This window comes from Nocardia sp. NPDC052112, assembly GCF_040680135.1.
Lineage (GTDB): Bacteria > Actinomycetota > Actinomycetes > Mycobacteriales > Mycobacteriaceae > Nocardia.
Genome location: NZ_JBFAWD010000005.1, coordinates 443,742 through 457,074 on the forward strand (window position 1 = coordinate 443,742; position 13,333 = coordinate 457,074).

The 13,333-nt window shown below is 65.7% G+C and carries 12 protein-coding genes, 1 tRNA gene and 1 pseudogene; 6 read left to right on the top strand and 8 right to left on the bottom strand.

From position 1 onward, the window contains the following. Positions 1-104: 104 nt before the first annotated feature. Entirely contained in the window at positions 105-1,073 is a 969-nt protein-coding gene (locus AB0L58_RS12460) for a threonine/serine dehydratase (protein ID WP_364385475.1), read from the bottom strand. 20 nt (positions 1,074-1,093) lie between these two features. Further along, positions 1,094-3,133 (bottom strand): cytochrome c oxidase assembly protein, encoded by a 2,040-nt coding sequence (locus AB0L58_RS12465; RefSeq protein WP_364385478.1) that lies wholly within the window; start codon positions 3,131-3,133, stop codon positions 1,094-1,096. A gap of 222 nt (positions 3,134-3,355) precedes the next feature. Here AB0L58_RS12465 and AB0L58_RS12470 point away from each other — a divergent pair. Then, positions 3,356-3,429: transfer RNA gene (locus tag AB0L58_RS12470), tRNA-Arg, on the top strand. 662 nt (positions 3,430-4,091) lie between these two features. On the opposite strand, the gene AB0L58_RS12475 is transcribed toward AB0L58_RS12470, so the two are convergent. Next, on the bottom strand, positions 4,092-5,387 hold the full coding sequence (locus AB0L58_RS12475) for a HupE/UreJ family protein (protein ID WP_364385481.1): 1,296 nt from the start codon (positions 5,385-5,387) through the stop codon (positions 4,092-4,094). Between the two features lie 213 nt (positions 5,388-5,600). Here AB0L58_RS12475 and AB0L58_RS12480 point away from each other — a divergent pair, with 213 nt between their 5' ends. Continuing rightward, positions 5,601-5,786 (top strand): hypothetical protein, encoded by a 186-nt coding sequence (locus AB0L58_RS12480; RefSeq protein WP_364385484.1) that lies wholly within the window; start codon positions 5,601-5,603, stop codon positions 5,784-5,786. 10 nt (positions 5,787-5,796) lie between these two features. Here the strand turns inward: AB0L58_RS12480 and AB0L58_RS12485 are convergent, their stop codons facing one another. Then, positions 5,797-7,023 carry a helix-turn-helix transcriptional regulator gene (locus tag AB0L58_RS12485; protein ID WP_364385487.1) on the bottom strand — a complete coding sequence of 409 codons (1,227 nt, stop codon included), beginning with the start codon at positions 7,021-7,023 and terminating at the stop codon, positions 5,797-5,799. 191 nt (positions 7,024-7,214) lie between these two features. Here AB0L58_RS12485 and AB0L58_RS12490 point away from each other — a divergent pair, with 191 nt between their 5' ends. Then, the gene (locus tag AB0L58_RS12490; RefSeq protein ID WP_364385490.1) at positions 7,215-7,721 is read left to right on the top strand and encodes a hypothetical protein; all 507 of its coding nucleotides are present in this window, start codon (positions 7,215-7,217) and stop codon (positions 7,719-7,721) included. Next, a complete protein-coding gene (locus AB0L58_RS12495; RefSeq protein WP_364385493.1) occupies positions 7,705-8,016 on the top strand; it encodes a hypothetical protein in 312 nt (103 codons plus the stop codon). The genes AB0L58_RS12490 and AB0L58_RS12495 overlap by 17 nt, the downstream gene beginning before the upstream one ends. 300 nt (positions 8,017-8,316) lie before the next feature. On the opposite strand, the gene AB0L58_RS12500 is transcribed toward AB0L58_RS12495, so the two are convergent. Further along, complete coding sequence (locus AB0L58_RS12500) at positions 8,317-9,744, bottom strand: amino acid permease (protein ID WP_364385496.1); 1,428 nt, start codon at positions 9,742-9,744, stop codon at positions 8,317-8,319. Between the two features lie 84 nt (positions 9,745-9,828). Here AB0L58_RS12500 and AB0L58_RS12505 point away from each other — a divergent pair, with 84 nt between their 5' ends. After that, positions 9,829-10,779 carry an FAD-dependent oxidoreductase gene (locus AB0L58_RS12505; protein ID WP_364385499.1) on the top strand — a complete coding sequence of 317 codons (951 nt, stop codon included), beginning with the start codon at positions 9,829-9,831 and terminating at the stop codon, positions 10,777-10,779. A 216-nt stretch (positions 10,780-10,995) separates the two neighbouring features. After that, entirely contained in the window at positions 10,996-11,589 is a 594-nt protein-coding gene (locus AB0L58_RS12510) for a hypothetical protein (RefSeq protein WP_364385502.1), read from the top strand. Positions 11,590-11,625: 36 nt separating this feature from the next. Here AB0L58_RS12510 and AB0L58_RS12515 read toward each other — a convergent pair whose 3' ends face one another. From AB0L58_RS12515 to AB0L58_RS12525, 3 genes and pseudogenes are all read right to left on the bottom strand, one after another. Then, positions 11,626-12,021 (bottom strand): hypothetical protein, encoded by a 396-nt coding sequence (locus AB0L58_RS12515; RefSeq protein WP_364385504.1) that lies wholly within the window; start codon positions 12,019-12,021, stop codon positions 11,626-11,628. Positions 12,022-12,063: 42 nt separating this feature from the next. Continuing rightward, positions 12,064-12,672: a hypothetical protein gene (locus AB0L58_RS12520; RefSeq protein ID WP_364385507.1), complete on the bottom strand. Its 609-nt coding sequence runs from the start codon at positions 12,670-12,672 to the stop codon at positions 12,064-12,066. 215 nt (positions 12,673-12,887) lie between these two features. Beyond that, positions 12,888-13,123 (bottom strand): annotated as a pseudogene (locus tag AB0L58_RS12525) (DUF4383 domain-containing protein); the annotation flags it as partial. Positions 13,124-13,333 lie beyond the last annotated feature (210 nt).

Consider the following 13,333-nt stretch of genomic DNA (forward strand, 5'->3'; position numbering starts at 1 on the left):
AGCCTGACGGCTCCGAACCCCTCCGGCCGCCCCGATTCCCGAATGTGGACAACTTCGTCTCATGTGAACAGTCGCCGCTTCATACCTTCGGGGTGGCTGGTGAGTCAGAGGACCGACAGATCGGTATTGGCGCCACACAGCACGATCACCGGCCGCTCCCCCTCGGCAGGCACATACGCACCGCTCTGCACGGCGGCCAAGGCCGCCGCCCCCGCAAGTTCCACCACGATCCGGAACTCGCGCCACAGATATTCGCGAGCGGTCGAGATGGCGTCATCGGTCACCAGCAGCGACCGGACTTCATAACGCCGCGCGACATCCAGGGCGATATCCCCGATTCGATTGGCGCCCAAGGAATCCGCCGCAATGCTGCGAACATTCACCTCCACCGGCCGGTCCGCGAGCAGCGCGGCGTTCAACGTCGGAATGCCCTCCGGCTCGACCCCGACCACCTGCTGGCGCCGCCCCAACGCGGCCGCAATCCCGGCGACCAGCCCGCCGCCGCCGACCGCGACCAGCACCGGCGGCCGCCCGCGCACCTGCTCCTCCAACTCCAGCCCGACCACACCCGCACCGGCAACCACGGCAGGCAGGTCGTAGGCATGCAGTTGCAGCGCGCCCCGCTCTTCGGCGAGTTCGTTCGCGTACGTGTAGGCCTCGGCGTAAGTCGTTCCGTGCCACAGCACTTCGGCGCCGTAGGACCACATCGCGGCCACCTTGGTATGCGGCGCCGACTCCGGAACCACCACCGTGCACGTCTTGCTGAGGCGAGCCGATGCCAGCGCGGCCGCGATTCCGGCGTTGCCACCAGAGGCGATGACCACGTGGTCGACCTGAGCGGGTGACTCCAGCAGCGCATTGAAGCTGCCGCGCACCTTGAATGTCCCACCGTGTTGCAGGTACTCGAGTTTCAGCGTGACCGGCACAGGTCCGTTCGGTCCGATGATCGAGGTATGGAAGACCGGCGTCTTGCGCACCTGGCCGGCCAGCCGTCTGCGGGCCGCACGCACATCGGATCGATATACCCGTCGGGCGTGCCTGTTCTCGACCACCGCGGTACTCCGCTCACTCACGTTTGCACCTCGATGGGAGCTCAATGACGTATTCCTCGATCACGTTTGGCCAGTTCGGCGAACATGGCATTGTGGGCGGCCAACTCCGCGTCGTGGTCACGGTCGGCCGCCCGGTCGGTCCGCTTCGCGAGTTTCGCATCGCTGCGCGACCACTGGATGAGCAGCGCCAACATCACCACGACCAACGGCACCTCACCGCTGGCCCAGGCCAGGCTACCGCCCGTGCGCTGATCACCGAGCAGGTCGCTATTCCAGCCGAGGGCAAGACTGCGGAAGAACCATCCGCCCATCACGGTGGTCATGCTCATCAACGCGATGCCGAAGAAGGCGTGGAAGGGCAGGGAACCGAACACCATGCCGAGCTTGGTCAGCGGCTCCACCTGGCGTGGCTTGGGGTCGATGCCGATGACCACCCAATAGAACAGATAGCCGCTGAGCAGGAAATGCAGATTCATCAGCAGATGCGCGGCATGGGAATCGACGAACGAGTCGTAGATACCGCCCATATACAGGGCGTAGAACCCGCCGACGAAGATCACCGACGCGACGATCGGATGAGTCAGAAAGCGCGAGACCGGATTGTGCACCGCGGCCAGAATCCACTCCCGGGGCCCCGGAACGCCGCCGCGTCCGGCCGCGGGCAACGCCCGCAGCGCCAGAGTGACCGCACCGCCGAGCGCGAACAGAATCGGCGCGAGCATGGATAACGCCATGTGCTGTCCCATATGCACGCTGAAGACCGCGGGTGAATACCGTCCCACCCCGGACGAGGTGGCGAAAAGCAGGATTGCGCAGGCCGACAACCAGGCGATGGTCCGCCCGATCGGCCAGGCATCGCCCCGCGCGCGCAACCGCCGCACCCCCATCAGGTACAGCACAGCGAGCACGATGGCCAGCGTGCCGAAGATCAAGTCGAAGCGCCAGTCGAACAGTATTCGCGACGCGGTCGGCGGACCGTCGAGGTTGTAGCCGAGTTCCACCTCGGCAGGTGTCGGCACACTGGTCGGCGGTGGCGGCGGTGTGCGGCCCAAGCCGACGGCCAGCCCCATGGTCGCCGCGAAGATCAGCACCTCCAGTCCACCGAATCGGATGAGCGCGGCACGGTCACGCGGATTCGCGGCAAGTGCCGGGAGGCTGGCGCGACGCTGCAGATATCCGAATACGCCGAGCACTACCAGTGCACCGGCTTTGGCGATCACGAGCCGGCCGTAGGTGGTGCTGAACAGATCGCTCCACGGCACCCGCACCCAGGAATTGATCACACCGCTGACACCGATCACGACCAAGGCAATGGTGGCGGTGAGTGAGAACCGCCGAGCCGCCATATCGGTGTGCTCGCCGCCGCGCATCGCGTGCGCGAGCACCGCAAACAATCCGCCGACCCATACCGCGGCAGCAACCAGGTGCAGGATCAGACTGTTGGTGGCCAGGTCGTGCGCGCCGCCAGCGGACGAATGCCCGGTCAGCGCCAGCGGCATCATGGTCACGATCGCGCCGCCGAACAGCACCGGGGCCCATCCCCAACGCAGCGCCAGTCGGCACCCTACGGCGACGATCAGCGCGAACACCGCCGTCGTACGCCATGCCTGGGCCAGTTCCACTTGGCCGATCGCGTGCCACAACTGCTCCGGCCGCCAGATCTGCCGCACCGGCTGCCCGGTCGTGTCCGACACCGTCAGCGGTATGAGCAGCACCGCACAACACGCCCAGATCAATGCGAAGTTCGAGGCGCGTCGCACCGCGCGATAGCCGCCGACGTCGAACAGCCCATTGGCCTGCGGCGGCACCAGGAATGCGGCGAGCAGCAGTGCGCCGACGGTCAGCGCAGCGGACAGATCGGCGAGTGCGCGTACCGCAGGCAGGCCATAGGTGGTCAGCGGTCCCGGATCCGGAATGCCGAGCAGACTCAGTGCCTGCGCCGCCGACAGTCCGACGATCATCGCGGCAACCACCGCCGCGATCGCACCGGCGAGCATCGTCAGTGTCGCGAAGGTCGCCCCGGAGCCCGGCCTACCCGCTTCGAGCTCGGGGGTGACGGACGGGTCCTGCGGTGACGACATGGCACTGAGCGTAGTCGGCCCTTAATGCGTGGCCCGGCGGGGTTTGGGCCGATATGGTGGCTAGCGGATCGGAGGTGCGATGTCGATCATGCCGCGACTCGCTCGGCCCGCACACCGCGGGTGGCTGAAATGTTGCTGAGGCTAAGAACCTAGCCATCTGGACGGTCGCTATACTTGGCGCGCTGGACAGCACGGCCAATGTCGGCCATGGTGGAACCCACTGCCTCCGTAGCTCAGTTGGATAGAGCAAGGGCCTTCTAATCCCTAGGTCGCAGGTTCGATTCCTGCCGGGGGCGCCTCACCCGCTCTGACCTGTACGTACACCAGGTCAGAGCGGGAATACCCATCCCGAACAGTACTCAAACACATAGCGATCACGCGCTTGAAATCGCAGCGTGGCGCGGTATTCGGGGGCGATCTCGAAGCTGTTGGGAGACTTCGAAATCGAGCTTCGACATCGGGACAGCTCTGCTGGCACGATCGACGCCGACCGCAGAAACATCGGGTTCTTCCTTACTTTCCGGAAGGCACTAGTCCCGCCGATCGCGCTCAGATCGGCGACGACCTGGGCAATTACATCGCGGACACCGCCGAGTGAACGGCCGACGCACCGGCCGCCCGGTGACTCCCGAGTTCGTCGAACGGCGGTGCCAGATCCTCCAACAGTTCTGTCGATCTGTAGCTGGACGAGATTCTCATCACAACTCGACGCGACAAGATCGTGTCGTCATCCGCGCCGGAGCAGCCGATGCCGGTTCCGCCGAGTGATGATCTGCAAAAGTTGCTGGCGGAGTGCGCGAGCATCGACCGGCGGCCAACGACACCGACCATGTCGGTCGCATACCGCGCCGATCTCGCCTGTCGCCCAAGCAACCCGCGCAGACGGAACAGGGGATCGCGAAAACAGCGCACTGACCGATCCGTCACACCCGCCGACCGGCGATCGAGCCGCCCGATCTCAATTGGCGACCCCAGCAGTTGCGGTCGACGTGACCGGTGACCGCTGTCTCAGCGCCTGGGCGGCCAAGACCATAACAGCGAGGGCGGCCGCGGTGATGATGATCGGAAGAATCATGGTGCCGCCCCGGTCCGCCGCACGGGCGATCGGGTTGGCGAAACCCAGTCGGTCGAATGCCCAGCCGAGGGCGGCGATGATCACCAGGACTGAGCCGCCGACGCGGAGGACTGGCTGAGCTCGGGTGGTGGCCAGTACCAGCAGTGGTGGCAGGGCGAGCGCGACCAGCAACAACTGGATGGCCTCGATGCCGAGATTGAACCCGAGCACGCTGAGCGCCAGTTGGCCGGTGGACAACTTCAGTTCGGCCAGGCTGAACGAGAACGCCATACCGTGGACAAGCCCGAATATTCCGGCGACGACGGCTTCTCGGCCCGGGAACAGCGGCCGGACGGCGTGTGCGCCGCCCACCAGGATCGTCGCGGCGATGAGTGTTTCGATCGGGCGCGCGGGGATCTCCAGCCGACTCAGGGCGCTGACCACGAGCGCAGCGGAGTGCCCCACGGTGAATGCGATTGTGACAGTGAGGATGTGCCGCACAGCGCGACGCGAGCGGTTGTCCGGGTGCCAATGACCGGTCTTGGCTATCAGCACAGCTGGTAATAGCAGGGTGAACAGAAACAGCAGGTGGTCGGTGCCCTCGAGAATGTGATGGCCACCGAGTCTCACCATCCCGACGAATCCCCGCCACGCATTGGCATCGGTCAGATCCACCGACAGGGGTGGCACGGTCATGGACTCGGCGTCCATGCGTACGACGCCGACCTGCCTGGCGTCGTTTCCGGCATCGACTCGCCCGGCTCGCCAGTCCTGACGGACCGAGACGATGGCGGTGTGCGTGACGACCTTGTGGATGACGGCGTCGTAGCCCAACACGAATCGGCGCATATCGAGGCCCGTCGGCGGGGTCAACACCGCACGGGCGACGAGTTCCTTGTAAGAACCGGTGGCCGTCTGGTCCGCATAGTCCAGATGCATATCGCTGATCTGGACGGTCCACGGCACGCCGTCCGGCGTGGTGGGCCGCAGATGGCCGCGCAAATAGCTCGCCAGTCCGGCGGAGTCCTCAACCGACAGGTGCGTGCGCAAGTCGACATCGATACCGCTGGCCTCAGCGAGATTGGTTGTGGGTATCAACAATTCGGCATTGATCGCCGTCTCGCGCACATCGAGCAGCACCTTGGTGCCCGGCATCGGATGCGCTGGTGCGGCAATCGGGTTGTACAGCAAGACAATCACTGCACAACCGAGCACGACCAATGCTCTTCGTAGCGTTCGTGTCACGGGCCAATGGTGCGCGTTCCACAGGTACGTCCGAATCGGTCGATTTACCTATATTCGCGTCGGCCTGCAAGGCCCGCATGCGGAGAGCCTCTTAGGCCCGAGGGGCCTGGCGACAGCGTGGCGGCTGGGCCGGTGAGAGTTCTGGTCAAAGCCCGGTGTCGACATTTGGTGGCGGCGCTGCTCGCATTTTCGCAGTCGGAGTTCGAAATGCCCTCCCGGAGAGGGTTTGCGGCGACCGTTCTCGAAGCGAGAGAGCGTGGTACGACGATGTTCCGGCTGCCGATCTTCACCTGGAACATCCTGGTCAGCAGCATCCTGCCGGCGCTCTACAGCTGTGCGGGAATAGGTACCTGACGGATGGCGGCTAGCCAGCAACGCCGACGCGCTGACACAGTTCCCGGACGTCGTCGCGCATCCCTGACGGAGGGCGCTTCGCCAGGCCGCGCAGCATCTCGCGGGCGTGGCCGTTGTACCGGATCGTTTCGGATGCGGTGCGCTCCGACTTATCGAGCATGGCAAGGACGGCGGTCGACTCGTCGCGCTGGAAATGGGCGCGGGCCACCTCGATGAAATGGCGGCTCCGACGCGGCAGCGAAACTATCCGGTCAGCGTCGAATTCGTTGGATGCACGCAATGCTTCTCCGGGTCGGCGCAGCTCTACACCGAGCGTGGTCGCATGTGCCGCCATCACCGGCATCGAGAACGAAGTCTGCACATGCCGATACCCAGGCCCCAGCTGGCGAGCAGTCCGGTCGGCGCGTTCCCAGTGTTCCCAGGCTTCGCCGTAGCGGCCTCGGCGCGCGTGCACGTAGGCGATCTCGGCCTCGAGAGCACCTGCGATTCCGTGCCAGTCGTCGGGAGTCTCGTCTCCGTCCAGGTACGGCGAGATTCTGTCTATCGCGTTGCGCGCCAACACTATTGCCTCGAACCAGCGGCCGGAGTCGCGCAATGCCTGCACCATTGCCCACGCGCTACACGCAATGATGTACGGGTCGTCGGCTTCATACGACTCGTTCAGCGCACGGTCGGCAACGAGCCAAACCAGCTCGGGCGCAGGCTGATACGCGACGTAGAAGTCCGCGAGTTGATAGACACCGGCCAACACACGCCGGGCCGCCCGGCGTTCGTCCCCGGTCGAGCGAGCCGCGCGCTGCGCGTCCCTGATCAATCCGGGCAGTAGCGCGCCGAGCTGACTGCGGTGATCCGGGCTGGCGTGGCGCACACGCCACGCCTGCCGCAGCCGCTCAGCCACGTGCTCGGCGCTTACCGGGCGTTCGGCTGGGCTGAGCCGGAAGTCGGTCAGCGCCGCTTGCACCTCGTTCAGTGCGGAGTGTCGCTCACCAGCGAACACCGACACCGGCACGGCATGATCGTTGCCGGTCAGCTCGGCCAGGTCTTCGAGCTCGAGTGCTCGCGCGATCCGCAAGAGCATTGGCAGCCGGGGAGTTTGGATGCGGCCGTTCTCTACCGCCTTCAGCCACTCGGCCGAGCGGCCGACCATCCCCGACAGTACGGGCCGTGACATACCGATGCGCTCACGCTGCCACTTGATCCGCTCGCCGACTGGCGCGCTGTCGTCAGGGCTGTACATCGCTTCACCCCTTCACCCGGTTCGTTCCAGTGGTTCCAGCGTAGCCGGACGTGGGCGCACCGGTGGGGGTACGAACCGTACCCGACCACCCAGAAACGGGCCCCTAGCGTGCTTCCCAGCCCCGCCGCCGGGTCGATGCCACACCCCCGGCGGCGGGTGCTCACCAACCGGACGACGTAAGGGGGCAGGCGATGAAAGACCCAGCGCGACTTGACGATGAGGATGCCCGGAAACTGGCGGTGGCACCGGAGAACAGTCCGCGATATCTCCAGCGCATCGACGGATCGTGGTCCCTCATCGACGACGAGGGATGGGAAGTCGAGGTGGATCCGGAAATCGTCGACGACCCGAACAGCGGCGGCCGCGCAAGCGGGCGACGGATATTCGTTGCGCCGCAGCCGTTATGCGATTTCGCGGATGTGCAGCTGGCGCACGAGCTGTCGCAACAGCATCGCGCGTGCCGTATCCATCAGTGCGTATGGAAAGCGGCGGCCCAGCACACGCTCCTCTTGACCGGTCGACTGGTCCCGCAGTCGATGAGCCCGCGTGAACGGGCCGCCGTACGAGGTATCGACTACCCGCCGACACCGAGGGGCGACGCACCAAGGCATGGCGGCCCCACACCGAGGACGTTACGCGAGGTGCTGGACCGGCTCGAGTCCCTGGCGCACGACCCGGGCGATGCGCGAACCCGATAGCGCGCATCCGCGAATGGGCATGCACCGCACCGAGGTGGACGGCTGGCTGGCCGAATGGCGGATCGACCGCTGTGGCATTCGAATGATTTCGGTCTGCGACGGGTCTGACGAGCCGTTGGTTTCTTTCACGGCAGCGTCGGCCCCCGACCTCGTGCAGATGCGCGAGCAATTCCCCGAACTAGAACGGTTGTGGGATGCGATTCGGCATGCGTATTGGCGGGAGTTGTTCGGCCCCCGAGACATCCGCGTGGACGGCTCGTCCAGTAGGTGTGCGGATCCCAGCCACTGCCGGTAGCGACGCGCTTCCAGCAGTAGCCGCCGGATCGCGGCGATGCGCTGGCGGCGGCACATCAGGTAGGTCTGAACGAGGCCGAGAAATTCGTGGAGATCGGCGGGGATTTGCGGTGGGATCGACCGATCACCCCCGCAGCCAGCGCGTGCGATCCAGGCGCGGACGCGCTCTGCAGTCGGCGTCAGCTCAGCGAACGGCGGTGTCGGTCGTCGGCTGACCAACTTTTCGAATCGAGTGGTCAATCGTGTGCCGATCGCCTCGATCTCGGCAGTGGACAGCGCACTCGAAAAACAGACCTGACGATCAGTGCGACGCTTCGGAGTCCTCGGCAATCTCGAGGTCCTCGACCACATGCCGACGCCGTCTGAGGAACCAACCCCCGACCAGCACCGGAACCATGATCAGCGGTACAGCGACTATCGCGCTGCGCTGCTCGGTGCTTCCGCTGCTCGCCATCAGCGCCACCACACCGGCAAGGAATACCAAGGTGGCGATGCTGGTGTACGGGGTGCCGATCAGGCGGAATGCGGGGCGGGTCGCGCGGCCGTCGCGCCACCACCGCCACAGCTGCAATTGGCACAGCACGATTGCCGCCCAGGCGGAGATCACGCCGAGGGCCGACATGTTCAGCACGATCTCGTATGCCTGCTCGGGTACCACCGCGTTGAGTCCGACGCCCACCAGGGCGATCGCACCGGTGGCCAGAATGCCGACGTACGGAACACCATTCGACGACAGCTTGGCGGCGCGCGCGGGGGCGCTGCCGCTCATCGACATCGAGCGCAGGATTCGGCCGGTCGAGTACAGGCCCGCATTGAGGCTGGAGAATGCCGCCGTCAGCACGACCAGGTTCATGACCGAATCCGCACCGTCCACACCGATTTTGGCGAAGAAGGTGACGAACGGGCTCTGCCCCGCCCGGAATGCGGTGTACGGCAGCAGCAGACTGAGCAATACCAGCGACCCGACATAGAACACGGCAATACGTGCGATCACCGAGTTGATGGCGCGCGGCATGATCTTCTCCGGATTCTCCGCCTCACCGGCGGCGGTGCCCACCAATTCCACCGCGGAGTAGGCGAATACGACACCGGTCGTCACGACGACCAGCGGCAACAATCCGGTCGGGAACAGCCCGCCGTGATCGCGCAGGACACTCGGCCCGGTCGTCTCGCCCGCTATCCGGAAGCGACCGACGAGAAAGACCGTGCCGATCACCAGAAAGCTGACCAGCGCAACAACTTTGATCAGTGCGGCCCAGAATTCCAACTCACCGAACCAGCGCACCGACACCAGGTTGATGGCCACTACCACGGCCAGCGCGATCAGCGCGATGACCCATTGCGGAATCGCGCCGAAGGCCGACCAGTAATGGACGTAGGTCGCGATGGCGGTGATATCCACGATGCCGCTCATACACCAGTGGAAGAAATACATCCAACCGACCGCGTACGCGAGTTTCTCTCCATAGAACTCACGGGCGTAGGAGACGAACGACCCCGACGACGGACGGTGCAATACCAACTCACCCAACGCACGGAGCACGAAGAAAACAAAGACTCCACACACGGCGTACACCAGCACCAGCCCGGGACCGGCGCTGGCAAGCCGACCGCCCGCACCGAGGAACAGTCCGGTGCCGATGGCGCCGCCGATCGCGATCATCTGTAGCTGACGTGGGCGAAGGCTCTTCTGATACCCGGCATCCTCGTCGCGCAATACGTCAGTCACCGTGCCTCCAGCGCTCCCCGAATCGTATCGCTGAATAATGTATCGCCAAATAACGGCACACTCAATAGTGTTAAAGTTATCGCTGTGCGAGCGGTGGTAATCGGATCCGGAATCGTCGGCCTGGCAACGGCATACGAGCTGCTGCGCGGCGGACATCACGTCGTGGTGGTGAGCGCGGAGCCGATCGACTCGACGACATCGTTTCTCGCCGCCGCGGTGTGGTTCCCCACCGCCGCCGGGCCGACCGACCGCGTGGCCGCCTGGAGCGTCGAGACCTTCACCCATCTGGAACGACTCGCCCATGCCGGTACACCCGGCGCCCGCATGTGCGAGTCGCTGGCCGTCTATCGGGACGAACCGGCGACACCGTCCTGGTCCGCGGCGGTACGCGCGTTCCGGCGGGCGCGGCCGGACGAACTCCCGCCGCACTACCGATTCGGGTTCCGGTTCGCGGTTCCCCTGCTCGAGATGCCGATCTTCCTGCCGTGGTTGGAATCCCAGGTCCGCCAGGCGGGCGCGTACCGGGTGCGGCGGGCGATCCACAGCCTCGACGAGCTCGACGACCTGGCGCCCGATGTCATCGTCAACTGCGCGGGCCTGCGCGCCGGTTCACTGGCCGACGACACCGAGGTCTACCCGATCCGCGGCCAGATCGTGCGCATTACCAACCCGGGCATCGCGGTGTCGGTGCGCGACGAAGCCCACCCACTGGGACGTGCCTACGTCCACCCCCGCACCCACGACTGCATCCTCGGTGGCTCGCTGGAGACCGGGGCGTGGGATCGGACCCCCGATCCGCAACTGACACAGTCGATCCTGCGGCGCTGCCGAGATCTCGTACCGCAATTGACCGGCGCCGAGGTCATCGAAACCCTCGTCGGGCTGCGGCCGGGCCGCGCCGAAGTTCGCCTCGAAATCGCCGGGGCCGATTCGGTGTCGATTCCGGTGATCCACAACTACGGCCACGGCGGCTCCGGCATCACGATCGCGCACGGCTGCGCCCGCGAGGTGTCGGCGCTCATCGACACGCTGTGAGCCGGGGCGCAGGCAAGCGCGGAACCGGACGGCTCATCGACGAAACCGGACCTGCCGTCATATCCGAGCGCCGGGGCGGCGTTACAGATCCTCCACTGTGAGATAGCAAACACCACAACGGTGGCGAATCGGTGAACCAAATAGTTGCGGTCGCTCGTGGTACGGGGGACGAGATGCGGTGTGCACCTTGTCGAATTGCGACGAAGGGTTCGAAAGATGAGTTCAGCCAAACGTTTTCAGCGCGTAACCGTGCCGGTCGCGGCCGCCGCCGTCGTTCTCGCGGGTCTGCTCAGCGCATGCGGTAGCGAGAAGAGCCCCGCGGCGACCGCGCAGACGTCGACGGTTGCGGCAGCAGTGCCCGTCGCGGGGCAGGCGCCCGCGGTCGCGAAAACCCAAGGCTGGCTCAAGATCTACGGTGGCCAGGCCCCGGCCGGAACCGCGAATGCGGTACAGCTCCGGGTGACCAGCAATCCTGCTGTCGGACAGTATGTTTCGGATGGATCCGGCCGGTCGCTGTACCGGTTCGACAAGGATACGGCGAATCCGTCGGTATCCAACTGCTCCGGGCAGTGTGCCGTCACCTGGCCGCCGCTGACCGTCAGCCGCGATCAAGCGCTCTATGCCGCGGGTGTCGATCCCCAACTCGTCGGATTCATCGAACGTGCCGACGGCTCCTGCCAGATCACCATCGGCGGTTGGCCGGTGTACTACTTCTCGAAGGACACCAAGCCCGGTGACCTGCTCGGCCAAGGTGTCGGCGGAACATGGTTCGCGGTGGCCCCGAACGGCGGCAAGGCTTTGGGCAAGTGAGCACAGCGGCCCCGCAAGCGGGGCCGTTCGGCTACCTCAGCTGTCGAGTTCCAGCAATTCCCACGACAGCAGATCCGCCAGCCGGGGATCTCCGGCCCGCCACGCGCGATACACCTGGTAGACCAGGTCCATTCCGGCGAAGCCGTACAAGCCGGTGATCCTGGCGCCGTAGTGCCGGTCCGGACCACCGTCGCGGAACTCGACGTCGTAATCGATATCGACTTCCTCGTCGCGGTTCGGGTCCTGGTGACCGACATAATCGAGGTGGATCTGGAAATAGAACTGCCCCGACGGCTCACGATCGAGCCTTTCCACGATCGCGAACGGCCAGCTCGCATTCAGGTCCGCGAACAGGTCGTGTACCTCGATGTCGGTGGGATCGGTCAGCGTCCGTCCGCTCGCGTCGGATGCCTTCAGTATCGGTGCGGTCACGCGACGGATCGTAGGCGGCGGCACGACGGCGCACCGATCACATCATTGGCTGCCCTGCCCGGTGGGGTGGCTGAACTGACGCCACTCCCGATCCAAGCGGAGGTGGCGTCGGTGGTTCAGGGCCCACGCGGTGCACCAGACGACTGCTGCTGCACCGCACCAGATTTCGAGCAGGACGGCCACTGCGACACCGATGCCGTGGACGGCGGCGGCACTGGATCGTTCCGGCGGGGTGGTCGGTTTTCCGTTCTCGCCCAGCCAGACGGGGGCGGGCTGGCCGGGTTGCGCACCGTCGGGGACCACCACGACCGCGGTGCCGGACTTGCCGTCGTGGGTCCAGGACACCTGCGCCTCGAACTGGTCGCGCACCGCTCCGTTGCGGTCCGCGACCGAGGCGGCGACTCGAGCGGGGGTGCCGATAATGGTCCCGGTAGCAACGACTTTCGTGGCGTTCTCACGGTGGATACGCTCGGATGCCGAGCTATAGGCCGCCGTACCCGCCGCGGCGGCGGTCGGCACGGCGATCAGCAGCACCAGGACGGCCAGGATGCGGATCAAACCCTCCACCCGATCGGAGGCCCGCATCAGCGGACTGGGATTCCAGGGCTGCATCCGCCAGATCCGCACCGGCCACGTCCGCGACTCCGACACCTTCACCACCTCCTAGGCCCGAGCCACGGTTCACACCCGACCGCGACTCCTACTCCGGTCATTCCCCCGAGTCGCCAGTTGATGCACCGGCGGAATCCCAGAACATGGACGAATCCGCCCCGCATGTTCGAGCGGAATTCGTCGGCTCGTACCCATTGAATCGAATGACGCGGTGATCCGGTTACGCCCCGGCTGCCGGCAAGCCCGAGCGCCGACCCGCCTGCGACCATGTCTACGCCGAGGACGAAGCGCAGCCAGTCGTCCGCGCTGTCGACCGGGACGAAGTTCGCACCGCTGTGCTGGTCGGTGACCATGCCCTACAACCACAGCACCAGGTAGGTGAGGCCCGGGGATGCGCGCGGTGCGGGATGCCAACAGTCCGGCTACGCCGAACAGCAGGTGCCGATGTTGTGCCGAGCACGCCGACCACCAGGAACACCGCGCCGAGCACCGCCGCCGCGGATGGGCAGCGGCGTCCACTGCGCGGTTGAGGGTGTGCGCCTGAAACGCGCCATGGTGGCTTCCGCTCCCGAACAACATCCGGACGGGCGCCCGTTTCGTGCGACTGATTTCCGCGACTCCCGGTTTGCCGCAGTCACCTGCGCCATCCCCGCGCGTCGCACGGACAAACGAGACACCGAAGACAAACCCGCAGGTCCAG

Bases quoted from the DNA above. Each gene is read 5' to 3' on its own strand.
- AB0L58_RS12495 (WP_364385493.1), top strand. From the start codon at position 7,705: ATGCGCGAACCCGATAGCGCGCATCCGCGAATGGGCATGCACCGCACC.
- AB0L58_RS12510 (WP_364385502.1), top strand. From the start codon at position 10,996: ATGAGTTCAGCCAAACGTTTTCAGCGCGTAACCGTGCCGGTCGCGGCC.
- AB0L58_RS12465 (WP_364385478.1), bottom strand. From the start codon at position 3,133: ATGTCGTCACCGCAGGACCCGTCCGTCACCCCCGAGCTCGAAGCGGGT.
- AB0L58_RS12485 (WP_364385487.1), bottom strand. From the start codon at position 7,023: ATGTACAGCCCTGACGACAGCGCGCCAGTCGGCGAGCGGATCAAGTGG.
- AB0L58_RS12490 (WP_364385490.1), top strand. From the start codon at position 7,215: ATGAAAGACCCAGCGCGACTTGACGATGAGGATGCCCGGAAACTGGCG.